This is a genomic window from Serratia sp. B501, from assembly GCF_051172315.1.
In the GTDB taxonomy this organism is placed as follows: domain Bacteria; phylum Pseudomonadota; class Gammaproteobacteria; order Enterobacterales; family Enterobacteriaceae; genus Serratia; species Serratia ureilytica.
Genome location: NZ_JBPIZB010000007.1, coordinates 236,811 through 261,256, shown reverse-complemented (window position 1 = coordinate 261,256; position 24,446 = coordinate 236,811). Strand labels below are relative to the sequence as shown.

The following is a 24,446-nucleotide window of genomic DNA, read 5'->3' as shown; positions in this document are numbered from 1 at the left end:
CCCGCATTATAGAGCCGACTTTACCAGAGTAACGAATTAAATCAGGTGGTTCGCTTCCAGCCAATCACCCAGCATACGATGCCGGCGGCCATCATCCAGGCGGGGAACACCTCGATTTGCCCCAGCAGCAACAGCGTGCCGCTTACCAACAGTGTAGCGCCAACGCCGAACAAATAACGTGACTGCCCCTGACGAACCCGCTGAGCCTGCATCTGGTTGGTCAGCTTATCAACGCTTTGTTGCAACAGTTTATGCTGCTGCAGGCTGTCGTAAAACAGCTCGGGCAGTTCGGGCAGTTTCTCCGCCCAGAACGGCGCTTTCTCTTTCAGCGCGCGCACCACGGCGGGAATGCCGACCTGATCGCGCAGCCAACTCTCGAGGAACGGCTTGGCGGTGGTCCACAGATCCAACTGCGGGTAAAGCTGACGCCCCAGCCCTTCAACATACAGCAAGGTCTTCTGCAATAACACCAGCTGCGGCTGCACTTCCATATTGAAGCGGCGCGCGGTGTTGAACAGGTTCAGCAGCACGTTGCCGAAGGAGATCTCCGCCAGCGGCTTCTCGAAAATCGGTTCGCACACGGTACGGATGGCGAATTCGAAGTCTTCCACGTTAGTGTCGCGCGGCACCCAGCCGGAGTCGACGTGCAGTTCCGCCACCTTGCGGTAATCGCGGTTGAAGAAGGCGATGAAGTTTTCCGCCAGATAGCGTTTGTCATCCTTGTTCAACGAACCGACGATGCCGCAGTCGATGCCGATGTAGCAAGGATCTTCCGGATGTTCGTAGCTGACGAAAATATTACCGGGATGCATGTCCGCATGGAAGAAGCTGTCGCGGAATACCTGGGTAAAGAACACCTGAACGCCGCGTTCCGCCAACAGTTTCATGTTGGTGCCCTGCTGCTCCAGCGTGGCGATGTCCGAGACCGGAATGCCGTAGATACGCTCCATCACCAACACGCTTTCGCGGCAGTAGTCGGAGTAGACCTCCGGCACGTACAGCATCGGGCTGCCGTCGAAATTGCGACGCAGCTGAATGGCGTTGGCCGCTTCGCGCAGCAGGTTCAATTCGTCCAGCAGAGTTTTCTCGTACTCGCGCACCACTTCGCGCGGACGCAGGCGGCGGCCGTCCGGCAACAGCTTCGGCACCCAGCCTGCCAGCCGGTACATCAAGCGCACGTCGGCTTTGATAATCGGCCCGATATCCGGCCGGATCACCTTCAGCACCACTTCCTGGCCGGTGGTTTTCAGCCGCGCGGTATGCACCTGCGCGATCGAAGCGGACGCCAGCGGCTGCTGCTCGAAGTCGTCGAACCAGGTTTCCAGCGGGCCGCCCATCGCCAGCTCGATATGCTTGCGCGCCAGCGCACCGTCGAAAGGCGCCACCCGATCCTGCAGCAGCGTCAGCTGATCGGCAATGTGCGGCGGGAACAGATCGCGGCGGGTCGACATCATCTGGCCGAACTTGATCCAGACCGGCCCCAATTCCTGCAGCGCCAGCCGCAGACGTTCGCCCAGCGGTTTGTCCTTGTGCCGATTAGGCATCCAGAACAGCAGCCGGCGGCCGAAGCGCAGCGGCAGCGTCAAACGCATTGTCGGGATCAACTCGTCCAGCCCATAGCTGAGAAAAACGCGGACGATAAAATACAAACGACGCAGTTCGCCTGGGGTCATCGCTTGCCCTCCAACTTATCCATGCGGGCAATCAGCGCTTCCGCGCTGCGGGCGAGCGCATCCACTTCTTCATTGAACCACACCACTTCCAGCGGCCCCGGCGCCAGACGCCACTCTTCCGTCAGCGCCTCAGCCATGTCTTGCTGCCGACGCATCAATCCGGCCTTGAGTAACGAAGCGCCTTTGCCCAGCGCCTGCGTAATGCCTTGAGCGGCGATATCGCCGATATAGGGCGCCAGCCATTCCGCCGGATCCCACTCCGCCAGATCGAGCAGGCCAACCAGCTGTTGCACCACCTGAATATCCCCTTCCACCGTCAATTCGCCGCTGCGCATCAGCACCGGCAACTGCTGGCGATCGCGCAGCTTCAGTAAGGAGGGAATGCTGCGCACCGTGCAATCGGCGCTGTCTTCAGACTGCCCCAGCACATCCACGCGCAGTTCGCTGAACACCAGCACCAGCGGTGAAGCCAACTCTTCCAGTTCGATGCGCAGCACCTTGCCCGCCAGGCGTTGGCGAGCGGCTTTCATGCTGCGATCGCGAAACAGCAGGTTATTCAGCGAGGTTTCCAGCGCACCGGTCAGCAGAGGGATAAACAGCATCGGCATCTCCCTCTCAGAACTTGAAGCCGCGATGCAGGGCGACAATCCCACCGGTCAGGTTGAAATAGGTGACGTTTTCAAAACCGGCGTTGCCCATCATGCCCTTCAGGGTTTCCTGATCGGGGTGCATACGGATCGATTCCGCCAGATAGCGATAGCTGTCCGGATCTTTCACTACCAGCTCGCCGATCTTCGGCAGCACGTGGAAAGAGTATGCGTCGTAAGCTTTGCTCAGCGGCGCCAGCAGCGGTTTGGAGAACTCCAGCACCAACAGGCGGCCGCCCGGCTTCAGCACGCGGAACATCGAACGCAGCGCTTTGTCTTTGTCGGTGACGTTACGCAGGCCAAAGGAGATGGTGATGCAATCGAAGTAATTGTCCGGGAACGGCAGCGCTTCGGCGTTGGCCTGCACGTAATTGATGTTGCCGACGATGCCGCGGTCGCGCAGCTTCTCGCGCCCCATCTTCAGCATCGAATCGTTGATGTCCGCCAGCACCACCTGCCCCTGCTCGCCAACCATGCGGGAGAACTTGGCGGCCAGGTCGCCGGTGCCACCGGCCAGATCCAGCACGCGCTGCCCGCGGCGCACGCCACTGCAGTCAATGGTGAAACGCTTCCAGATACGGTGGATGCCGAACGACATCAGGTCGTTCATCACGTCATACTTTGCCGCTACCGAATGAAAAACGTCCGCCACCATGGCCTGTTTTTCGTCTCTAGCGACGGTGCGAAAACCGAAATCGGTGGTTTCCTGCGATTGATCTGCCATTGTCCTGCCTGCTATTCAGTCAATTTTGTGTGGATGAGTGTACCAGAAGCCCGAGGAATACCCCACCTCGCCACGGCCTCAGCCGTGCGAAACGAAGCCCGGTTCCCCGGTGGTATCATCATCGTCGTTCGTCTGCGGCAGCGCGGCGACCTCGTCGTCGTTCGCCTCTTCCGCTTCATCGTGTTGCGCGCCGGCTTGCTGCGCCAGCAGCGGGTTTATCGGCCGCTTGACCTCAACCCCCAGCGCACGGAAACCTTCAATTTGGCCGATAAGATTACCACGGCCTTCGCTCAGTTTGTTCATCGCCTGACGATAACTGCCCTGCGCCTTGTCCAGGCTCTGCCCCAGTGCGGACATATCGTCCACGAACAGCCGCATCTTGTCATACAGTTTCGCCGCGCGCTCGGCGATGCGCTGGGCATTCTGGCTCTGATGCTCATAGCGCCACAGGTTGGTGATGGTACGCAGCGCCACCAGCAACGTGGTCGGGCTGACCAGCATGATGTTGTGCTTGAGCGCTTCGCTGATCAGCTCCGGCTCGCGATCGATAGCCAGCAGGAAGGCCGGCTCGACCGGAATGAACATCAGCACATAGTCCAGCGAACGCAGCCCCGGCAGCTGCTGGTAGTCCTTACGGCCCAGCATGCGAATGTGGCCACGCAGCGAAGCGATATGTTCGCTCAGCGCCGCTTCGCGCTCCGCCTCGTCTTCACCGTTGAAATAGCGCTCGTAGGCGATCAGCGACATCTTGGCGTCGATCACGACATCCTTGCCCTGCGGCAGGCGCACGATCACATCGGGCTGCATGCGACTCTGATGATCTACCCGCACGTTGACCTGCGTTTCATACTCGTGCCCTTCGCGCAGGCCGGAGGCCTCCAGCACCCGGCTCAGCACCACTTCACCCCAGTTGCCCTGGGTCTTGTTGTCGCCTTTCAGCGCCTTGGTGAGGTTGATGGCCTCGCGCGCCATTTGCGCATTCAACTGCTGCAGATTGCGTATCTCGTGCGTCAGCGTGTGGCGCTCACGCGCCTCCTGGCCAAAGCTGTCCTGCACCTGTCGGCGGAAACCGTCCAGCTGTTCGCGCAGCGGCAACAGTAACCGATCCAAACTTTGCTTATTTTGCTCGTCCACCTTGCGGCCGCTGTGTTCAAAAATGCGGTTGGCGAGGTTTTCAAACTGGGTGGTGAGGCGCTGTTCGCTGTTGATCAGCAGACGCTGCTTCTCCTCCGCCGCCATGCGCGTCTCTTCCAGACGGATGGTGACTTCGCGCAACTCGGCCTCCTGCGCGCTGTTCACCTCGCGCTGGGCGCGCAGCTCTTGGTTGAGCAGCTCGCATTCGTTGCGCCAATGGTTGAGCTGTTGCAGTTTTTCATGTCCGGCCGCCAGCTGGCTGTGCAGGTTGCGCAGCTCCAGCTCGTTCTGGCGCGACTGCTGTTCGTGGCGCTGCAGGGCCTCCTGCCGCACGGCCGTCTCCTGCTGCGCCTGCTGCAACGCTTGCTCCAGCAACCGCAGTTCGGTTTCATGTTGCGCGTTCGTCTGCTGCACTCGCAGACTGGCGATCAGCCACCCTAACAGCATGCCGATCGCGACGCCGCCAATCCCATAAATCAGACTGGTATCCACCCTGCCTCCTGTTGCACCTTGCCGTTCCGGCGTTTCGCACGCCCATTGCCCGTCACGTTAAGGGGAGGCTGTATGGATGTCCAGCCTGATTTTGCCCGCCGCGCACAATATTGCGCGGCGCTGCGCAATTTAGCGAGAAATCAGCCCAGCCACTGGCTGAGCCACTTGATGCCGAACGCCCCCGGCGCCAGAATGCCGAACGCCCAGATCATCGCCGACGTGACGTTGGCCAACTGGAAGTAGCGCTGCGGCATGCCGCAAATGCCCCCCACCAGCGGCACCACGGCGCGCAGCGGGCCGAAGAAGCGGCCAATGAAAATGCCCAGCACGCCCCAGCGCTCAAAGAAGGCGTGGCCGCGCGCCAGCAGCTGCGGATTGCGCGACAGCGGCCACATATGGGCCACCCGATCCTGATAGTGGTAGCCGATCCAGTACGAGAGCCAGTCGCCGAAAAACGCCCCGGCGGCGGCGGCGGCCCAAATCGGCCAAAAGGCGATGCCGCTTTCGCCGATCAGCGCGCCCAGCGCCAGCAGGATCACCGTGGCCGGCAGCAGCAGCGACAAAAACGCCAGCGACTCGCCGAACGCCAGGAAGAAGATGATGGGAATGGCCCAGCCTTCGTGCTGACGCACGACGTCGCTGACCCAGTTGATAACGTCATTGAGGCTCAATGCGGGGCTCCTGATACGCGATGGTTCGCCGCCTAGGATAAGCCGGGGCGAGTTAAACCCCGGCTAAACACGCGGCAATTTACTCGAGGTAGAACGCCCGCAGCGCTTCGCGCTGGGCCGCGCCCAGGCCGTATTCCGCTTCCAGCCAGCGGTCGGTGGAGCCGTATTGTTGGCGGATGCAGCCCAGCGCCGTCATCAGGAACTCCTCGCGCGCGCTGAGCACGTAGGCGAATTGCTCCAGCGCCGCCGCATTCAACTTGATAGACAGCTGATCCAGCATCTGCTCGCGGAAAGCGGCCAGCGTGGTTTCGGTCAGCAGATAGTCTTCCAGCACCGTCGCTTCGTCGGCCCCCAGCGCGAACAGCACCAGCGCCGAACCGACCCCGGTGCGATCCTTGCCGACCGCGCAGTGTTGCACGATTGCGCCGCCGCCGGGGTTGCTCAACAGCTGCGCCAACCGCTGATAGGCCGCATTGCCGAACGGCAGGCGGCGATACAGCTCCAGCATGAACGCCCGGGCGTCGAAAGCGGCCAGCGTTTCGTTGGTGAGCTTTTCCAGGTTGGCGTTGACTTCGCTGCTCAGCGGGTTGGCCGGCACGTGGTGATAGTCGGCGCCATTCCACAGAATATCCGGTTTGGCCTGCACTTCGTCGGCATCGCGGTAGTCCAGCACCGAACGCACCGGCACCCCAGCGAGGAAAGTGCAGTCGTTTTCTGTCAGCCGCTCGAGAGAACCGGAGCGGAACAGCAGGCCGCGTTTGATGCGGCGCCCGTCGGCCACGCCGTTGCCGCCGAAGTCACGGAAGTTAATGCCGCCGTCGAGCGGCGCAAGCGAAGGATGAAGCAGGATCTGGGCGGTCATAAACGTCCTCGTTGTTTTTGTTCTGACAACGCGCGGCAGCCATCGGCGCAGCGCTGAGGAGTATCACCGTAACAGATTAGCCGCGAATGGAAAAACGGACCGCGTCGGCGGCCCGTTCAGTCCGTTGACAAAGGAGGAAAAAACGCGGTTTTTCCTCCTTTGTGGTTATCCGCCGAAAATCAATAAATTGATTTTCCCTGTTTGTTATCCGCTGCTTTCTGCAAACCGGGCAATGGCATGAGGTTTGTCATCAATCTCAACGGACCGCGTCGGCGGCCCGTTGAGGGAAGGCGATTACAGCAGACGGCGGGCGGCGTCCACCACGATCTGCACCGCTTTGCTTTCGGTGTTTTTCATGGTCTCGGCGTTCGGGATCTCTTGCTGGGTGCGGTTAACGATCACCCCGGCCACCATGCCGGCGCGCAGGCCCTGGCTGGCGCACATGGTCAGCAGCGTGGCGGATTCCATTTCATAGTTCATCACGCCCATCGCCTGCCATTCTTCCATCGAGCCTTTGAAACGGCTGACCACGCGGCCAGAGTAGGTATCGTAACGTTCCTGGCCCGGATAGAAGGTATCGGAAGAAGCCGTCACGCCAATGTGGGTGGTGGCGCCGCTGGCTTTGGCCGCTTCCACCAGCGCGGTGGTGCAGGCGAAGTCCGCAACCGCCGGGAACTCCATCGGCGCAAAGTGCAGGCTGGCGCCGTCGAGGCGTACCGCTGCCGTAGTCACCAGCACGTCGCCGACGTTGATGTTCGCCTGAATGGCGCCGGTGGTGCCGATGCGCAGGAAGGTGCGGATGCCCAACTGCGCCAGCTCTTCCACCGCGATAGAGGTAGACGGGCCGCCGATGCCGGTGGAGCAGACGATCACCGCCTTGCCGTCCAGCTCTGCGCGCCAGGTGGTGAATTCACGATGGGAGGCCAGATGCACCGGATTTTCCATCAGCTTGGCAATTTTCTCTACGCGCTGCGGATCGCCCGGCACGATGGCAAGCTGGGCCCCTTGTAAATCGTTCTTGGTGAGGCCGAGATGAAAAACATCAGACTGAGACATACGAGACTCCTCATGGATCATGTTTATTGGGAGGAACAAAAAAGCACTCTACTGAAAATCGCCGCTTAATTTCGTGACGATAGTCACTATGAAAAGAGAAACAAATTACATGCTACATATTTTTTGTGATTTTTATCACAAAAAAGGACTATAAGGCATCCAGAACGTACCGCTAAACCTCAGTCTAGCCGACAAACCTTGCCGCTCCCTGCCCGTTGATTGCCGGCTGAAACTATTTAGCTCATCAATTCGAAATACCCCCATCTTATCGGTTGCTTAGGGACAAAAAAGCCCTCTAACGCACCTTATGGCACTTACGCGGGCCAAAACGCGTAATAACATGATAAAAAGCGCTTAAAAATGCCGTAAAGCCAGATAATTAGCCGTTTTTTATCGACTTGTCCGAAAGTGCGCCACGCAGCGCCAATAATGGGTAATCTTTCCTATAGTTAATCTCAGCGCTTTTTTCTATTGCACGGAGACCGCAATGAAAACCGAACATGTGATGACATTAGAACAGGCTCAGGGAGGATTCGCCCCGGCCGCCGCGCCGGTAGCCGCCTCCGCGATTATCACCGATGAACAGGGCATTCACGCCGGGCAAACGACTATTCCTTCCCAGGGAGACGCGCTGCCGGCCTACGTCGCCAAACCCGCCGACCACAACGGCCCCTTCCCCATCGTGCTGGTGGTGCAGGAAATCTTCGGCGTCCATGAACATATTCAGGATCTGTGCCGCCGCCTGGCCAAACAGGGCTATCTGGCGATTGCCCCCGAGCTCTATTTCCGCCAGGGCGACGCCAACGACTACACCGATATCGGCGAGCTGTTCCAGCAGCTGGTGACCAAGGTGCCGGATCGTCAGGTGCTGTCGGATCTGGATCACGCCGCGCACTGGGCTATCCGCCACGGCGGCGACGCCGGCAAGCTGGCGATCACCGGTTTTTGCTGGGGCGGCCGCATTACCTGGCTGTACGCGGCGCACAACCCGCAGTTAAAAGCGGCCGTCGCCTGGTACGGCAAACTGGTGGGTGAAAAAACGCTGAATTCGCCGAAGCATCCGGTCGATGTCGCCACGCACTTGTCAACGCCGGTGCTGGGGCTGTATGGCGGGCAGGACAGCGGCATTCCGCTGGATACGGTGGAAAACATGCGTCAGGCGATCCGCGCCGCCAACGCCGATGCCGAAATCGTGGTGTATCCTGGCGTCGGGCACGCATTCAACGCCGACTATCGCCCCAGCTACAACGCCGAAGCGGCGGAAGACGGCTGGCAGCGCATGCTGGCGTGGTTCGCCCAGCACGGCGTCAAGTAATCCTCCTCGCATAAAAAAGGGCGCCGAAGCGCCCAATCATCACACCAGTAAATCTATCTGCGGCGGTTTACCCGCCGCACGGCATCACGCGTGCTCGCGCAGGCGCTGCGCCGCCAATACCATGTTGGCCAGCGACTGCCGGGTTTCCGGCCAACCGCGAGTTTTCAGGCCGCAATCGGGGTTGACCCACAGGCGTTCCGCCGGGATGTTCTGCGCCGCTTTACGCAGCAGCGCTTCGATCCATTCCACGCTCGGCACGTTCGGCGAGTGGATATCGTAGACGCCCGGCCCGATTTCGTTCGGGTATTCGAACTCTTTGAAGGCTTCCAGCAGATCCATATCGGAACGCGAGGTCTCGATGGTGATCACGTCGGCGTCCAGCGCGGCGATGGAGTCCATGATGTCGTTGAACTCGCAGTAACACATGTGGGTGTGGATCTGGGTGTCATCCTGCGCCACGGCGGCGTTCAATTTGAAGGCGTCTACCGCCCAGTTCAGGTAGGCGGCCCAGTCGGATTGTCGCAGCGGCAACCCCTCGCGCAGCGCAGGTTCGTCGATCTGAATGATGCCGATGCCGGCTTTTTCCAAATCCTCCACCTCGTCGCGAAGCGCCAGCGCAATCTGCTTGGCGATCACTTCGCGGGTCACGTCTTCACGCGGGAACGACCAGCACAGGATGGTCACCGGCCCGGTCAACATGCCTTTCACCGGCTTGTCGGTCAACGACTGGGCGAATTTGGCCCATTCGACGGTAATGGCTTCCGGGCGGCTGACGTCACCGATGATCACCGGCGGCTTCACGCAGCGGGAACCGTAGCTCTGCACCCAACCATTCTGGGTAAACACGAAGCCGTCGAGGTTCTCACCGAAATATTCCACCATGTCGTTGCGCTCGGCTTCACCGTGCACCAGTACGTCCAACCCGAGGCGCTCCTGCTCGACGATCGCCTGTTTGATGTGCTCACCGATGCTGGTGCGGTAGTTGCTGCCGTCCAAACGGCCCTGTTTGAAGTCCAGACGCAGGCCGCGGATTTCGGTGGTCTGTGGGAACGAACCGATGGTCGTCGTCGGCCAGGCCGGCAGCTTGAAACGCTCGCGCTGCGCCCTGGCGCGCTCGGCGTACGCGCTGCGGCGTTCGCAGTCCTGCGCGGTGATCGCGGCCAGACGGCGCTCAACCTGTGGGTTATGCACGCGGTTCGACTGGCGACGGGCGCGGATCGGCGCGCTGTAGGCGTCCAGCTCGGCCTGTTTCGTCGCGTCAGGCGCGTTCAGCGCCGAGCTCAACAGCGCCAGCTCGGCGCATTTTTGCAGGGCGAAGGCGAACCAGCTTTTCACTTCTTCGTCCAGACGGCTTTCCACGCTCAGATCGATCGGGCTGTGCAGCAGTGAACAGGAGGTGCCGATCCATAGCGGGCGCTGTCCCACCAGCGGCTGCAGACGTTCGAACCAGCGGCTCAGATCGGCGCGCCAAACGTTGCGGCCGTTGATCACGCCCAGCGACAGCAGCCAGTCTTGCGGCAATGCGGCGCTCAGCGCGGCGATATCGTCATGGCCGGCGACCAGATCGACGTGCAGCCCCTGCACCGGCAGCGTGCGAATGGTGTCGAGGTTGTGGCCGACGCTGTCGAAATACGTGGTCAACAGCAACTTAACCTGCCCCTGCAACGCGTCATACGCCGGTTTGAAGGCGTCCAGCCAGGCTTGCGGCAGCTCCAGCACCAGCGCAGGTTCGTCGATTTGCACCCACTCGACGCCGCGCTTCGCCAGCTCCGCCAGCACCTGCTGGTAAACCGGCAGAATCTCTTTCAGCAGCGACAGGCGGTCGAACGGCTCGCCCTTCACTTTGCCCAGCCACAGATAAGTCACCGGACCAAGCAGCACCGGCTTGATGTGATGCCCAAGCGCCAGCGCTTCGTCCACTTCGTCCAGCAGTTGGGTCCAGCCCAGCTTGAACTGCTGGCCTTGCTGGAATTCGGGCACCATGTAGTGATAGTTGGTGTTAAACCATTTGGTCATTTCTGCCGCGGCCGCCGGCTCGCCGGTCGGTGCGCGGCCACGGCCGATGCGGAACAGCGTGTCCAGATCAATAGAGCCATCCGCATTCTGATGGCGCGCCGGCACGTTGCCCAGCAGCAGGCTGGTGGTCAAGACATGATCGTACCAGGCGAAATCGCCGACCGGCACCAAATCCACCCCGGCCTGCCGTTGCTGCTGCCAATGACGAGCGCGCAGCTCGCGGCCAACCGCCAACAGCTCTTCCTGCGTTGAGTTGCCGGCCCAGTAGCTTTCCTGAGCTTTTTTCAGCTCACGTCGTAGCCCAACGCGAGGAAAACCCAGTGTGTGATTCAAGATTGCCATCGTCATATTCCCCATTTAGCCGTCCAGATGTTTACACATCCATAATCAGCAGGTACTGTATTAACCACAAGCGCAATTTATTCACTGTCAATGTGAAGGACTCTCATGATCGAACTGAAACATTTACGGACGCTGCAGGCCCTGCGCAACAGCGGCTCGTTGGCGGGGGCGGCGGCCCAACTTCATCAGACGCAGTCTGCCCTGTCGCACCAGTTCAGCGATCTTGAGCAACGTCTGGGCTTCAAGCTGTTCGTGCGCAAGAGCCAGCCCCTGCGCTTCACCGCCCAGGGCGAGATCCTGCTGCAGCTGGCGGAACAGGTGCTGCCGCAGATCCAGCAGGCGCTGCAGGCCTGCCACGAGCCGCATCAAACCACGCTGCGCATCGCCATCGAATGCCACAGCTGCATTCAGTGGCTGACGCCGGCGCTGGACAACTTCCGCCAGCGTTTCCCGCAGGTGGTGATGGACTTCACCTCCGGCGTCACTTTCGACCCGCAGCCGGCCCTGCAACAGGGCGAGCTGGATCTGGTGATGACGTCGGATATCCTGCCGCGCAGCGGCCTGCACTATTCGCCGATGTTCGATTTTGAGGTGCGTCTGGTGCTGGCGCCGGATCATCCGCTGGCCGGCAAGCCGCACATCGAGCCGGAAGACTTGAGCGATGAAACGCTGTTGATTTACCCGGTGCAGCGCCAGCGGCTGGATATCTGGCGGCATTTCCTGCAGCCGGCGGGCGTCAACCCGGCGTTGAAGAACGTCGATAACACGCTGCTGCTGATCCAGATGGTCTCGGCGCGGATGGGGATTGCGGCGCTGCCGCATTGGGTGGTGGAAAGTTTCGAACGGCAGGGGCTGGTGGTGACCAAAACCCTGGGTGACGGCCTGTGGAGCCGCCTGTACGCCGCCGTGCGCGACGGTGAACAGCGCCAGGCGGTGACCGAAGCCTTTATCCGCTCGGCCCGCCAGCACGCCTGCGATCATCTGCCGTTCGTGCGCGACGCCGCACGCCCCGGCGCGACCGGCGCCAAAGCGTTGGCGGCCGGCGTGTAAACTGCCGGCCCCCGTTTAGCCGAGCTGTTTCGGCGCCACCCAGCGGCGGTGCACCCACAGCGAAGCGACGATCACCGCCCCGCCGAGGATAAAGCTCGGCCAGTGCGGCTGCTGCTGCCAAATGGCCAGGTTGACCAACAAGCCGGCCGGCACATGCATGTTGTTCATGATGCCGAGCGTGCCGGCATCGACCTGCGTCGCGCCATAGTTCCACATGAAGTAGCCCAGCCCCGACGCCACCACGCCCAGCCAGATCAGCACGCCCCACTGCAGGTTGGTGGTTGGCAGCTGCTGCGGGTTGCCCCACAGGAACCAGGCCACCACCGCCACTGCCGCCGCCCCCAGGTAGAACCAGGAAAAGGCGGTGTGCTGCGGCAAGGGGTGCACTTCCATCAGGCGCTTATAGCCGACCATGCCGATGGCGAAGCTGATGTTCGCCGCCTGCACCAGCAACAGCCCCCACCAGAAGTGTTCGCTCAGTTGGTGATAGCGAATGATCGCCGCGCCCAGCACCGCCAGCAGCGCGCTGAAGGCGTAGCCCCAGCGCAGGCGACGGCCGCTCAGCAAGTCGTAGATCAGCGTGATGTACAATGGCGTCAGCACGGTGAACAACAGGAACTCCGGCACCGTCAGATAGAGATAAGCGCGGAAGCTGATGAGGTACATGATGCCCAGCTGGAAGGCGCCCACCAGCATATACAGCAGGATCACCTTGAGTTTGATGTTGCGCCAGCGCAGGAACGGCAGGAACACCAGCGCCGCCAGCCCGATGCGCATCAGCACCGAGAACCAGCTGTCGACATGGCCCGCCAAATATTCGCCGATCAGGCTGAAAGAGAACGCCCACAGAATGGTGGTGATAACCAAGAGCAGCACGATGGGTTCATCCTAACAATTCATAAACCGCGATTGTAACGGAAGATGGACGCATAAGGGGATGAAAGGCGGTTTACATCTGAACAAAATACAAACTACCGGCAAAATTTCACCGCTGAGTTAGGCTTAATAAAAAGGCGAGGTAACCATCATGAAAACTTCTCACATTCTGTTCGCTCTGCTGTTGCTGCCTGGGTTGGCGGCGGCGGCCAACGGCGTAACCGACCTGCGCTCACAGCAGCAGTTACTCAACCAAAACAGCCAGCAGGCGCAACAACAGCGCTTGTTGAACAACCGGCAGATGGATCAACGCCGCCTCCAGCAGCAGCGACAGTTCGACAATCAACGGCAACAGCTGTTGCAAACCGCGCCGAACGGCGGGCAACTGCTGCCTAACGGCAACCAGCCGCGCGATCCGTTCAATCGCACCGCGCCGGCGGTGCCGCAGGCGCCGATGCCGGCTACGCCCGCACGCCCATAACGGTGAGGATCAGCGGCGTGGTGATCGCCGCCAGCACGGTGGACATCACCAGGCTGGTGGCGGCCGGGCCGGTGAGCGTATTGAACTGGCGCGACATCAGGTAGACGTTCACCCCCACCGCCATTGAGCCCAACAGCACCACCACGCGGGTCTCCATCGGCGGCAGATCCATCATCCAGGCCAGCAGCCAAATCACCAACGGCTGCACCAGCAACTTCAGCACGCAGATGGCGCTGCTCAGCTGCCAGCCTTCGCTGATGCGATACTCCGCCAGGCCCATGCCGAGCACCACCAGCGACAGCGGTGCCGCCACCTGGCCGAGCATGCTGACCGGCCGATCGACGAAGGCCGGCAGCGGCAGGCCGGTCAGGCTGAACAGGGTGCCGGACAGGATGCCGACGATCAACGGGTTGGTCAGCACGCTGCGGGCGGTTTTGGCAAAGCCGCTCAGCGTCGGCGAGCCGTTGCGCGCCCATTCGATCGACACCGTCACCAGCGTCCACAGGATCAGGCCGTTGAACACCAGCACCAGCGCCACCGACGGGATCGCCGCCTGCCCCAGCATCACGCTGGCGATCGGTAAACCGAGCATCACGTTATTGGAGAAAATACCGCCCAGCGCAAACACCGAACCAGCGACCCCATCCAGCCGGAAGAGGTGCCGGGCGACCAGGCGGCCGAGCACGAACACCAGCAGGCAACTGCCGAAGAACGCGATCAGCAGCCGGGCGTCGACCGCCGGGCGCTGCGAGAAATCGCACATCATGCGAAACAGCATGGCGGGCAAAGCGAGGGAAAACACGAAGCGCGTCAGGCCATCGGTGATGCTGGAAGGCCATTTCCCCCAGCGAATCAGCCCATAACCCAACGCGATCAGGACGAACAGCGGTAAAGACAGCACGATCTGGTGCCACAGTGACATCATAAAGCCTGGCATCGCATTCCTTCCGGTGGCGCGGCGGCAAGGCTTGTCGTCGCGGGATTCATCGGCGCCGGATTAAAAATCCGGGCCAATCAAATCTATCCGGTCGGTGCAAATGCAGTCAACGCCCCAGTCGAGCAGCAGACGCGCGCGATCCGGTTGGTTGACGGTATACACCAGAATGCGTAGACCGGCGTCTTTCAACGCTTTCACCCGCTCGGCGGTCAGCGCTTTGTGGTCGATATGCAGCGAGACGCAGTCCAGACGCTCCGTCAGCTCGCGCCAGTTGTCGTCCCAGGCCTCCAGCAGCAGGCCACGCGGCAAATCCGGCACGGTGCGCTGCGCCGCCGCCAACGCTTCCACCGAGAAGGAGGAGAGCAGCGGGTCGGTCTGCCCTTGCCACAGCAACCGCGCCGCCAGCGCCACCACCCGCCCGGTTTCATCGTCGCTGCCGGTGGTCGGTTTGATCTCGATATTGGCCATCAGGCCGTGTTCCCGGCAGCGTTCCGCCACCTCCGACAGCAGCGGCAGCCGCTCGCCCTTGAAGGCCGAGCTGTACCAGTTGCCGGCGTCCAGCTGCACCAGTTTGTCCCACGGCAGCTCGCCCGCCACGCCCCAACCGTTGCTGGTGCGATCCAGCGTGTCGTCGTGCAGCAGGAAAATTTGCCCGTCCTGCGCCAGCTTGGCGTCGAACTCGATCATCTTGTGGCCGTGGCGCGCGCCGACGTCGATCGCCGCCAGGGTGTTTTCCGGCGCCAGAGAACCGCCGCCGCGGTGGGCGACAATATGAGGGTAAGGCCAGGGTCTCGTCATCAATCCATCCGTAATCCGCTGTGGGTGTCAAAGAAGTGCAGCGCCTGAGCAGGCAGCTGCAAATATAGCGTACTGCCCGCCGTCGGCAAGGTTTCATGCGACAGCCGCGCGATCACCCCGTGACCGCCCCACTGGCCGTGCGCCAGATTGTCGGCCCCCAGCAGTTCCAGCGTCTGCAGCTGCAGCGGCACGCCCTGGCCTTGCGCCACCAGCTGAATATGCTCCGGCCGAATGCCCAGCGTCAACGGCCGCCCCGCCCACTGCGGCTTGGCCGCCGGCAACGGCAGCGCCATGCCGTCCGCCAGCAGCAGCTGGCCGCCGTCGGCGCTCAGGGTGCCGGGCAACAGGTTCATCGCCGGCGAGCCGATAAAGCCGGCGACGAACAACGAAGCCGGCCGTTGGTACACTTCGCTCGGGGTGCCGATCTGCTCCGCCACGCCCTTGTTCATTACGATCACCCGCTGCGCCAGCGTCATCGCCTCCACCTGGTCGTGAGTCACGTACAGGCTGGTGGTTTTCAGGCGTCGGTGCAGCTGTTGCAGCTCCAGGCGCATCTGCACCCGCAGCTTGGCGTCCAGGTTGGACAGCGGTTCATCGAACAGGAACACCGCCGGTTCGCGCACGATGGCGCGCCCCATCGCCACGCGCTGGCGCTGGCCGCCGGAAAGTTCGCGCGGTTTGCGCTTGAGCAGCGGCTCCAGCTCCAGGATGCGCGCCGCTTCCTCCACCCGCTGGCGGATATGCTCCTTGCCGAAACCGCGGATCTTGAGGCCGTAAGCCATGTTGTCGTACACGCTCATGTGCGGATAGAGCGCGTAGTTCTGGAACACCATCGCGATGCCGCGATCCTTGGGCTCCAGATCGGTCACGCGCCGGGTATCGATATAGATATCGCCGCTGGTAGTGCGCTCCAGCCCGGCCACCATCCGCAGCAGCGTAGATTTGCCGCAGCCGGACGGGCCGACCATCACGATGAATTCACCGTCCGCCACGTCGAGGTCGATCTGTTTGATCACCGGCGTTTTACCGTCGTAAGACTTGGTGACCGCCTGTAGTTTTAATCCTGCCATCGTCGTTATTTCTCGCTATCAACCAGACCGCGCACAAACCAGCGCTGCATCAGAAGCACCACCGCCAGCGGTGGCAATAAAGTCAGAATCATCGCCGCCATCACCTGGTTCCACTGGGTCGGCGCGCCGGAAGTGGAGATCATGCTCTTGATGCCCGCCACCGCGGTGCCCATCGAAGCGTCGCTGGTGATCAGGATCGGCCACAGATATTGGTTCCAGCCGTAGATAAAGGTGATGACGAACAGCGCCGCCAGATTGGTTTTCGACAGCGGCAACACGATGTCCCAGAAGAAACGCATCGGCCCGGCGCCGTCGATGCGCGCCGCCTCCAGCAGCTCATCCGGCAACGTCATGAAGAACTGGCGCAGCAGGAAGGTGGCGGTGGCCGAGGCCATCAGCGGCAGCGTCAGGCCGGTATAGCTGTCCAGCAGGTTGAGGTTGGAGATCACCTCCACCGTCGGGAAAATGCGCACTTCCACCGGCAGCATCAGGGTGAGGAAAATCAGCCAGAAAAACAGGCTGCGCAGCGGGAAACGGAAATACACGATGGCGTAAGCCGACAGTACCGACACCGCGATTTTGCCGCAGGTGATCGCCAGCGCCATGATCACGCTGTTGAGCAACAGCAGCGAGAACGGCACCTTGAGGTTGCCCACGCCGCCCTGCCAGATATTGCGGATGTTCTCCCACAGGTGACCGCCGGGCACCAGCGTCATCGGCACCTGAAACACCTGTTTGTCGTCCAGCGTGGCGGCGACAAAGGCCACGTACAGCGGGAACAGCACCACCAGCACGCCGATAATCAGCATCACATGGCTGAAGACATCCAGCCCGCGTCGATTCTCAATCATTGGTAGCGCACCTTACGTTCAACGAAGCGGAACTGGATCACCGTCAGGCCGATCACCAGCAGCATCAGGATCACCGACTGCGCGGCGGAACTGGAGAGATCCAACCCTGCGAAGCCTTCGCGGTAGATCTTGTAGATCAACGTGGTGGTGGACTGCACCGGCCCGCCGCCGGTGGCGGCGTCGATCACCGGGAAAGTATCGAAGAAGGCGTACACCAGATTAACCACCAGCAGGAAGAAGCTCACCGGCGCGATCAGCGGCAGCACCAGATGGAAGAAACGCCGCACCGGGCCGGCGCCGTCGATGGCCGCCGCTTCCACCAGCGAACGCGGGATCGACTGCAGCGCCGCGAGGAAAAACAGGAAGTTATAGCTTATCTGCTGCCATACCGAGGCCAGCACCACCAGGAACATCGCCTGGCCGCTGTTTTGCGCATGGTTCCAGTTATAGCCCAGACCGTTGAGGAAATGGGTGATCAACCCCAGGCCGGGGTTGAACAGAAAGATCCACAGCACCGCCGCCACCGCCGGCGCCACCGCGTAGGGCAGGATCATCAGCGTGCGATAGAGGCGGCTGCCGCGCAGCACGTAGTCCACCAGCGCAGCGAAGAACAGCGAAACCGCCAGCCCGATGCCCGCCACCAGGAAGCTGAAGATCAGCGTGGTGTAGAACGAGTCGAGGTAGTAAGGATCCTGAAACAGCTGTTTAAAGTTATCCAGCCCGACAAACTGGCTGGACAGGCCGAACGGATCGAGGCTCTGCACCGAATACCACAGCGCCTCGCCGGCGGGCCATAAAAAGAAGACGGCGGTAATCAGCAGCTGCGGCAGCACCAGCGCATAGGGCAACCAGCTGCAGCCGAAACCGGGACGGGAAGATGACATAGCAGTTAAACCATTAATCGGGTACGGAAGGATCGGCGTGAAGACGCGAGCCCGATCAGACGGGCCCGCGACGCGGGGTTACTTGGTCGATGCTTCGAAGCGGCGCAGCAGCACGTCACCGCGCTGCACGGCGGCGTCCAACGCCTGCTGAGGCGTTTTCTTGCCGGTCCACACGCCTTCCAGCTCCTCATCCACCACGCTGCGGATCTGCGGCATGTTGCCCAGGCGCAGGCCCTTGGTGAACGGCAACGGCGGCTTGTTCAGCATCTGGCGAGTGGCGACGTCGGCACCCGGGTTCTTGTCGTAGAAGCCCTGCTGCTTGGTCAGATCGTAAGCCGCGGTGGTGATCGGCAGATAGCCGGTCTTCTGGTGCCATTCGGCGGCGATTTCCGGCTGCGCCAGGTACTGCAGGAATTCGGCCACGCCCTTGTAGGTGGCGGCGTCTTTGCCGTTCATCACCCACAGGCTGGCCCCGCCGATGATGGCGTTTTGCGGCGCATTTTTCGCGTCGGCGTCGTACGGCATCATGCCGACGCCGTAGTTGAATTTGGCGTAGTGCTTGATGTCCGCCAACGAACCGGATGAGGCGGTGGTGATGGCGCAGTCGCCGTTATAAAACTTCTCGGTGGATTCGTCTTTGCGGCCGAAATAGGTGAAGTCGCCCTTCTTGTTCATCGCTTCGAGCAGCGCAATATGTTTGACCTGCAGCGGTTGGTTGAACTCCAGCTTGGCGCTGGTGCCGCCAAAGCCGTTGTTTTCACTGGCGAACGGCACGCCGTGCCAGGCGCTGAAGTTCTCCAGTTGGATCCAGCCCTGCCAGCCGCTGGCGTAACCGCACTTCATGCCGGCTTCGCGCAGTTTGGCGGTATCCGCCGCCAGTTCCTGCCAGGTTTTCGGCGGTTGATCCGGGTTCAGGCCGGCCTTTTTGAAGGCGTCTTTGTTGTAGTACAGCACCGGCGTGGAGCTGTTGAACGGCTGCGACAGCAGATGGCCGCTCTTGTTGTCGGTGTAATAGCCGGCCACCGTCGGCACGAACACCGACTCGTCGAAGTTGATGCCGGCCTCTTTAAACACTTCATAGACCGGTTTGATGGCTTTGCTGGCCATCATGGTGGCGGTGCCCACCTCGTAAACCTGCAGGATCGCCGGCGCCTTGCCGGAGCGGTAAGCGGCGATGCCCGCCGCCAGGCTCTGTTCGTAGTTGCCTTTATAAACCGGCACAATCTTGACGTCGCTGTGCGACTGGTTGAAGCGATCCGCCAGAGAGTCCACTTCTTTACCCAGTTCGCCTTCCATCGAATGCCAGAACGGGATTTCTGTCGCCGCCAGCGCCTGTGCGCTGACCGCCAGGGCCAATGCGACGCACAGCGTGGTTTTGCGAATAGCGTAGGTGAGCATGCCTAACTCCTGAAAAAGCTGGTGTAAAAGCGCGTGAGCGAAAAGAATCAGTTTTTTGTTCGGAAGCTAACATGCCATGCGCGGATGACAGAAAAATAACCGTTAGATGACAGCCACATGACGGCAAGGTGAAGTGAAGATGGCGGTTTGATGTCGGCGGCGGGCATAGGCTCCGCCGCCGCGAGGATTACAGCGAACGGCGCAGGCGCGCGACCGCTTCTTGCATCTGCTGCTCGGTGGCGGTGGCGAACGACAGGCGGAAGGTCGAACGATCCGGGTTGTCGGAGAAGAAGTATTCCCCCGGCACGAACACCACGCCCTGCTGCAGCGTGGTGTTCAGCCATTCGGTGGCGTTGAACGGCTGGCGGAAACGCGCCCACAGGAACATGCCGCCCTTCGGTTTATCGAAGGTGATGTAGTCGCCCAGCTCCTGCTCCACCAAACCGGCCAGGATCTCGCCCTTGTGTTTATAGGCGGCGCGGATCTTGTCGATCTGCGCCGGCAGGCGATCCAGGCCAAGGTAGCATTCGACGATGCTCTGCGACAGGGCGCTGGCGTGCAGATCCGCCGCCTGTTTGATGATCGCCACTTTATGCAGCAGGAACGGCGGCAGGATCGCCCAGCCCAGGCGCAGGCCCGGCGCCAGGATCTTGGAAAAGGTCGAGGTATAGATGATGTGGTCGGTGTTGCCCAGCACCTGCTGCGACACCTGATGCAGCGTCGGGTGGCGCTCTTCGGTGAAACGCAGCTCGCCGTACGGATCGTCTTCGATGATCAGGAAGTTATGTTCGGCGGCCAGCTTCACCAGCAGTTCGCGGCGCGCGGCGCTGAGGGTGATGCCGCTGGGGTTGCCGAAGTTCGGCACCACGTACACGCCCTTGATGCGCTGGGTTTTCAGCAGCTCGGCCAGCTCTTCCACCACCATGCCGTCGCTGTCGGACGAGACCGACATGATGTTGGCCTCCGCCAGTTCCAGCGTTTGCAGCGCCGCCAGGTAGGTCGGGCGCTCCACCACGAACACGTCGCCCGGGTTGACGATGGCGCGCATCACCAAATCCAGGGCCTGCTGAGAGCCGGCGGTGACCATCACCTCTTCTGCGCGCGCGGTGACGCCGCGCTCGGCGCACAGCGCGCAAATGCGCTCACGCAGCAGCGGGCTGCCCTCGGTCAGGCCATACTGGAATGCGCTTTTCGGCTGTTCGGTGATCGCCTGCTGGGTGGCGATGCTCAATCCTTCGAAATCGAACAGCGCATCAGAGGGGATGCCGCCCGCCAGCGAAATGACGTGTTCCATCTTGCTGTGCTTAAGCAATTCACGGATGGCCGAACTTTTTACGTTAACGATGCGCTGCGCGAGTAACCCTTCTGTCTTCATTTCTTCTTCTCGTACCTGATTATTTTAATTCGTAGGGGGGCGGATTAACCGCCCAGATACGCCGACCTCACTGCTTCGTTGGCTAACAATGCAGCCCCCGTATCTTCCAACACCACGCGGCCGTTTTCCAGCACATAACCGCGGTCCGCCAATTTCAGCGCCTGATTGGCGTTTTGCTCCACCAGGAAGATGGTCATGCCCTCTTCCCGCAGCTGCTGAATGATGTCGAAAATCTGCTGGATGATGATGGGCGCCAGCCCAAGCGAAGGTTCGTCGAGCAGCAGCAGCTTCGGCTGGCTCATCAGCGCGCGGCCGATGGCCAACATCTGCTGCTCGCCGCCGGACATGGTGCCGGCACGCTGGCTTCGGCGCTCCAGCAGGCGCGGGAACAGCGTGAACACCCGTTCGATGCGCTGCTGATATTGGTGACGATCGGCGAAGAAGCCGCCCATCGCCAGGTTTTCTTCCACCGTCATGCGCGAGAAGACGCGCCGCCCTTCCGGCACGATCGCCACCGCTTCGCGCATGATGCGCGAGGTTTGCCACTGGGTGATGTCCTGCCCCTGGAAGACGATGCTGCCTTCGCTGGCGCGCGGTTCGCCGCACAGGGTGCCGAGCAGCGTGGTTTTACCGGCGCCGTTGGCGCCGATTAACGTCACGATTTCGCCCTGACTAATCGTGAGACTGACCTGATGCAGCGCCTGAATTTTGCCGTAATGGGCGGATACCTGATTGAATGACAACATATTATTATTCGCCCAAATAAGCCCGGATCACGTCCGGGTTGTTGCGGATCTCCGCCGGTGTGCCCTGCGCCAGCGGCGTGCCCTGATTCACCACGTAAATGCGATCGGAGATGCCCATCACCAGCTTCATGTCGTGCTCGATCAGCAACACCGAGACCTTATGCCGATCGCGCAGCTCGACGATCAGATGATCCAGCTCGTCGGTCTCTTTCGGGTTCAGACCGGCGGCCGGTTCGTCCAGCATCAGCAGCTCCGGCCGGGTCACCATGCAGCGGGCGATCTCCAGCCGACGCTGCTGCCCGTAGGCCAGGTTGCCCGCCGAACGGTTGGCCATCTCCAGCAGGCCGACGCGCTCCAGCCACTCCGCTGCGCGCGCCAGCGCCTCGGCTTCGGCACGGCGGAAGGCCGGGGTTTTCAGCAGCCCGGCGAACACGCCGCTTTTCAGGTGCTGATGCTGCGCCACCAACAGGTTTTCAATCACCGTCATTTCACGGAACAGCCGCACATGCTGGAAGGTGCGCACTACGCCCATACGGGCGATGGCCTGCCCCGCCAGCCCTTCCAGATGGCGATCGCGCAATTTGATGGTGCCGCCGCTCGGGCGGTAGAAACCGGTCAGGCAGTTAAACACCGTGGTTTTACCGGCGCCGTTGGGGCCGATCAGCGAGACAATTTCGCCTTCATTGAGCGTCAACGCGACATTGTTGACCGCCAGCAGCCCGCCAAAACGCATCGACAGGCCTTCCACCTGCAGTAAAGGTTGAACGCTCATGCCTGTTCCCCCTTGCCCGCGTGAATGTCCGCCGCCTGCAGCTTCAGCTGCGGCCGTTTCATCGGCAACAGCCCCTGCGGCCGCCAAATCATCATCAGCACCATCAGCGCCCCCAGCAGCAGCATGCTGTATTCATTCAGATCGCGCATCAGCTCGCGCGACACCACCAGCAGGATCGCCGCCAGAATGACCGCGAACTGCGAGCCCATGCCCCCCAGTACGACGATCGCCAACACGAAGGCCGACTCGACGAAGGTGAAGGATTCCGGGCTGACGAACCCCTGGCGCGCGGCGAACAGCGTGCCGGCAAACCCGGCGAACGCGGCGCTGATGGTAAAGGCGGTCAGCTTGATGCGCGTCGGGCTGAGGCCCAACGAGCGGCAGGCGATCTCGTCTTCGCGCAGCGCTTCCCAGGCGCGCCCGAGCGGCATGCGCAGCAGGCGGTTGATGACGAACAGCGTCAGCACCACCAGCAGCAGCGCCACCAGGTACAGGAATACGATGCGATCGCTCGGATCGTATTTCAGGCCGAAGAAGTTATGGAAGGTATCCCAGCCGCCGTCGCGCACGCTGCGGTTAAACTCCAGGCCGAAGAAGGTCGGTTTCGGGATCTGGCTGATGCCGTTCGGCCCGCCGGTGATTTCGGTATTGTTCAGCAGCAGGATGCGCACGATCTCACCGAAGCCGAGCGTCACGATCGCCAGATAGTCGCCGCGCAGCCGCAGCACCGGGAAACCGAGCAGGAAGCCGAAGGCGGCGGTGACGATGCCCGCCAGCGGCAGGCTCTCCCAAAAGCCGAGGCCGTAATAATGATTCAGCAGCGCATAGGTGTAGGCGCCGATGGCGTAGAAACCGCCGTAGCCGAGCACCAGCAGACCGGACAGGCCCACCACCACGTTGAGGCCGAGGCCCAGCATCACGTAGATCAGCGTCAGGGTGGCGATATCCACCGTGCCGCGCGACACCAGGAACGGCCAGGCGACCGCCGCGACGATGAGCAAAGCCGCCAGCAGCTTTTGCCGCGGCGTGGTGCCGTCGAAGCTAGGCAGCACGAACGCCGGGCCGGAGACCTTTTTCAGGCCCTGCTGCAGCAGCGGGCGCAACAGCTGGAAGAAAAAGACGATGACGCAGCCGATGCCGATCCACATCCAGCGCACTTCCGCCGCGCCGTGCACCACCAGTTTGGTGCCGTCCAGGCTGAGCTGCATGCCCATCAGGAACGACGCCATCACGAACAGCACCGCCGTGGCGATCAGCGCATTGAGCAGATTGAGTTTCATACTTTCTCAACCTCCGGGCGCCCAAGGATGCCGGTCGGCATGATCAGCAGCACCACGATCAGCAGCGCGAACGACACCACGTCTTTGTATTCGGTGCTCAGGTAGGCGGAGGTCAGCGCTTCCGCCACGCCCAGCACCAGGCCGCCGATCATCGCGCCCGGAATGCTGCCGATGCCGCCCAGAACCGCGGCGGTGAAGGCTTTCATACCGGCCATAAAGCCGATGTAAGGGTTGATGACGCCGTAGAACTGGCCGAGCAACACCCCGGCCACCGCCGCCATCACCGCACCGATGACGAAGGTCAGCGAGATCACCCGGTCCGTGTTGATGCCCAGCAGGCTGGCCATCTTCAGATCTTCCGCACAGGCGCGGCAGGCACGGCCCATGCGCGAATAGCGGATAAACAGCGTCAGCGCCAGCATCGCCAGGAAGGTCACGAGCCAGATGGTCAGCTGCATGGTGCTGATGGTGGCGGCGAAGCCGTTGCTTTCCCCCAGCACCCACTGGCCGGTGACCAGGCTGGGCAGCGCCAGATCGCGTGAGCCCTGCGTCAGGCTGACGTAGTTTTGCAGGAATATCGACATGCCGATGGCCGAGATCAGCGCAATCAGGCGCTTGGAGTTGCGCACCGGCTTGTAGGCCACCCGCTCGATGCTCCAGCCGTAGGCGCTGGCGATGACGATCGAGACCAGGAACGCGGCGCCGATCAGCAGCCAACCGACGTCGATGCCGAGCATCATCAGGGCGGCGATAACGATAAAGGAGACATAGCTGCCGATCATGTACACCTCGCCGTGGGCGAAGTTGATCATGCCGATGATGCCGTAAACCATGGTGTAACCGATGGCGATCAATGCATAGGTGCTGCCCAACGTTAAGCCGTTGAACATCTGCTGCAGAAAATAGAGGAGCTGCTCTGACATACTCTGAACCCTTGGCTGCGAAACCCGCCGGCGGAGAACCGGCGGGTAAAGGGAGACGGGGCCGACAAGCCGA

At 61.5% G+C, this 24,446-nt stretch carries 23 protein-coding genes; 3 read left to right on the top strand and 20 right to left on the bottom strand.

Annotated elements, in window-relative coordinates; all coding sequences use genetic code 11:
- Positions 1–41: 41 nt before the first annotated feature.
- From ubiB to udp, 7 genes are all read right to left on the bottom strand, one after another.
- A complete protein-coding gene (gene ubiB, locus ACSBQV_RS20250; RefSeq protein ID WP_033644971.1) occupies positions 42–1,673 on the bottom strand; it encodes a ubiquinone biosynthesis regulatory protein kinase UbiB in 1,632 nt (543 codons plus the stop codon).
- Positions 1,670–2,275 carry a ubiquinone biosynthesis protein UbiJ gene (gene ubiJ, locus ACSBQV_RS20245; protein ID WP_434991497.1) on the bottom strand — a complete coding sequence of 202 codons (606 nt, stop codon included), beginning with the start codon at positions 2,273–2,275 and terminating at the stop codon, positions 1,670–1,672. Before ubiJ ends, ubiB begins: the two co-directional genes overlap by 4 nt.
- A gap of 13 nt (positions 2,276–2,288) precedes the next feature.
- Positions 2,289–3,044, bottom strand: a complete 756-nt coding sequence (gene ubiE / locus ACSBQV_RS20240) for a bifunctional demethylmenaquinone methyltransferase/2-methoxy-6-polyprenyl-1,4-benzoquinol methylase UbiE (RefSeq protein WP_004934443.1) — start codon at positions 3,042–3,044, stop codon at positions 2,289–2,291.
- Positions 3,045–3,122: 78 nt separating this feature from the next.
- Positions 3,123–4,670 carry a DNA recombination protein RmuC gene (gene rmuC / locus ACSBQV_RS20235; RefSeq protein ID WP_033652654.1) on the bottom strand — a complete coding sequence of 516 codons (1,548 nt, stop codon included), beginning with the start codon at positions 4,668–4,670 and terminating at the stop codon, positions 3,123–3,125.
- 140 nt (positions 4,671–4,810) lie between these two features.
- Positions 4,811–5,341, bottom strand: coding sequence for a DedA family protein (locus ACSBQV_RS20230; protein ID WP_004934438.1), 531 nt, complete (start codon positions 5,339–5,341; stop codon positions 4,811–4,813).
- A gap of 79 nt (positions 5,342–5,420) precedes the next feature.
- On the bottom strand, positions 5,421–6,203 hold the full coding sequence (locus tag ACSBQV_RS20225; RefSeq protein ID WP_047573105.1) for a tyrosine-protein phosphatase: 783 nt from the start codon (positions 6,201–6,203) through the stop codon (positions 5,421–5,423).
- 294 nt (positions 6,204–6,497) lie between these two features.
- Positions 6,498–7,259 carry a uridine phosphorylase gene (udp, locus tag ACSBQV_RS20220; RefSeq protein WP_004934432.1) on the bottom strand — a complete coding sequence of 254 codons (762 nt, stop codon included), beginning with the start codon at positions 7,257–7,259 and terminating at the stop codon, positions 6,498–6,500.
- Positions 7,260–7,746: 487 nt separating this feature from the next.
- On the opposite strand from udp, the gene ACSBQV_RS20215 reads away from it, so the two are divergent.
- Positions 7,747–8,574: a dienelactone hydrolase family protein gene (locus ACSBQV_RS20215; protein ID WP_033652652.1), complete on the top strand. Its 828-nt coding sequence runs from the start codon at positions 7,747–7,749 to the stop codon at positions 8,572–8,574.
- An 84-nt stretch (positions 8,575–8,658) separates the two neighbouring features.
- On the opposite strand, the gene metE is transcribed toward ACSBQV_RS20215, so the two are convergent.
- Positions 8,659–10,947: a 5-methyltetrahydropteroyltriglutamate--homocysteine S-methyltransferase gene (metE, locus tag ACSBQV_RS20210; protein ID WP_083223815.1), complete on the bottom strand. Its 2,289-nt coding sequence runs from the start codon at positions 10,945–10,947 to the stop codon at positions 8,659–8,661.
- Positions 10,948–11,037: 90 nt separating this feature from the next.
- Here metE and metR point away from each other — a divergent pair, with 90 nt between their 5' ends.
- Positions 11,038–11,982: an HTH-type transcriptional regulator MetR gene (gene metR, locus ACSBQV_RS20205; RefSeq protein ID WP_016929455.1), complete on the top strand. Its 945-nt coding sequence runs from the start codon at positions 11,038–11,040 to the stop codon at positions 11,980–11,982.
- A 15-nt stretch (positions 11,983–11,997) separates the two neighbouring features.
- Here the strand turns inward: metR and ACSBQV_RS20200 are convergent, their stop codons facing one another.
- Positions 11,998–12,858, bottom strand: coding sequence for a carboxylate/amino acid/amine transporter (locus ACSBQV_RS20200; RefSeq protein WP_033652651.1), 861 nt, complete (start codon positions 12,856–12,858; stop codon positions 11,998–12,000).
- Positions 12,859–13,009: 151 nt separating this feature from the next.
- Here ACSBQV_RS20200 and ACSBQV_RS20195 point away from each other — a divergent pair, with 151 nt between their 5' ends.
- Positions 13,010–13,339: a hypothetical protein gene (locus tag ACSBQV_RS20195; RefSeq protein WP_033652650.1), complete on the top strand. Its 330-nt coding sequence runs from the start codon at positions 13,010–13,012 to the stop codon at positions 13,337–13,339.
- On the opposite strand, the gene ACSBQV_RS20190 is transcribed toward ACSBQV_RS20195, so the two are convergent.
- The 11 genes from ACSBQV_RS20190 to livH all read right to left on the bottom strand — a co-directional run bounded on the left by ACSBQV_RS20190 (position 13,320) and on the right by livH (position 24,373).
- Complete coding sequence (locus ACSBQV_RS20190) at positions 13,320–14,276, bottom strand: AEC family transporter (RefSeq protein WP_047573112.1); 957 nt, start codon at positions 14,274–14,276, stop codon at positions 13,320–13,322. The two genes, ACSBQV_RS20195 and ACSBQV_RS20190, sit on opposite strands and share 20 nt — an antisense overlap.
- Positions 14,277–14,336: 60 nt before the next feature.
- Positions 14,337–15,074 (bottom strand): glycerophosphodiester phosphodiesterase, encoded by a 738-nt coding sequence (gene ugpQ, locus ACSBQV_RS20185; protein ID WP_033644980.1) that lies wholly within the window; start codon positions 15,072–15,074, stop codon positions 14,337–14,339.
- On the bottom strand, positions 15,074–16,144 hold the full coding sequence (locus ACSBQV_RS20180) for a sn-glycerol-3-phosphate import ATP-binding protein UgpC (protein WP_021504802.1): 1,071 nt from the start codon (positions 16,142–16,144) through the stop codon (positions 15,074–15,076). Before ACSBQV_RS20180 ends, ugpQ begins: the two co-directional genes overlap by 1 nt.
- Positions 16,145–16,149: 5 nt before the next feature.
- Positions 16,150–16,995: a sn-glycerol-3-phosphate ABC transporter permease UgpE gene (ugpE, locus tag ACSBQV_RS20175; protein WP_033638989.1), complete on the bottom strand. Its 846-nt coding sequence runs from the start codon at positions 16,993–16,995 to the stop codon at positions 16,150–16,152.
- Positions 16,992–17,879 carry a sn-glycerol-3-phosphate ABC transporter permease UgpA gene (gene ugpA, locus ACSBQV_RS20170; RefSeq protein WP_015376293.1) on the bottom strand — a complete coding sequence of 296 codons (888 nt, stop codon included), beginning with the start codon at positions 17,877–17,879 and terminating at the stop codon, positions 16,992–16,994. The genes ugpE and ugpA overlap by 4 nt, the downstream gene beginning before the upstream one ends.
- Positions 17,880–17,957: 78 nt before the next feature.
- Positions 17,958–19,277: a sn-glycerol-3-phosphate ABC transporter substrate-binding protein UgpB gene (gene ugpB / locus ACSBQV_RS20165; RefSeq protein ID WP_099782448.1), complete on the bottom strand. Its 1,320-nt coding sequence runs from the start codon at positions 19,275–19,277 to the stop codon at positions 17,958–17,960.
- A 187-nt stretch (positions 19,278–19,464) separates the two neighbouring features.
- Positions 19,465–20,652 carry a PLP-dependent aminotransferase family protein gene (locus ACSBQV_RS20160; RefSeq protein WP_033652643.1) on the bottom strand — a complete coding sequence of 396 codons (1,188 nt, stop codon included), beginning with the start codon at positions 20,650–20,652 and terminating at the stop codon, positions 19,465–19,467.
- 44 nt (positions 20,653–20,696) lie between these two features.
- Positions 20,697–21,398 carry a high-affinity branched-chain amino acid ABC transporter ATP-binding protein LivF gene (gene livF / locus ACSBQV_RS20155; RefSeq protein WP_015376292.1) on the bottom strand — a complete coding sequence of 234 codons (702 nt, stop codon included), beginning with the start codon at positions 21,396–21,398 and terminating at the stop codon, positions 20,697–20,699.
- Between the two features lie 4 nt (positions 21,399–21,402).
- Positions 21,403–22,170: a high-affinity branched-chain amino acid ABC transporter ATP-binding protein LivG gene (gene livG / locus ACSBQV_RS20150; protein WP_033652642.1), complete on the bottom strand. Its 768-nt coding sequence runs from the start codon at positions 22,168–22,170 to the stop codon at positions 21,403–21,405.
- Entirely contained in the window at positions 22,167–23,450 is a 1,284-nt protein-coding gene (locus ACSBQV_RS20145) for a high-affinity branched-chain amino acid ABC transporter permease LivM (RefSeq protein ID WP_060441197.1), read from the bottom strand. Before ACSBQV_RS20145 ends, livG begins: the two co-directional genes overlap by 4 nt.
- Positions 23,447–24,373 carry a high-affinity branched-chain amino acid ABC transporter permease LivH gene (livH, locus tag ACSBQV_RS20140; RefSeq protein WP_015376290.1) on the bottom strand — a complete coding sequence of 309 codons (927 nt, stop codon included), beginning with the start codon at positions 24,371–24,373 and terminating at the stop codon, positions 23,447–23,449. The genes ACSBQV_RS20145 and livH overlap by 4 nt, the downstream gene beginning before the upstream one ends.
- Between the last annotated feature and the right edge of the window lie 73 nt (positions 24,374–24,446).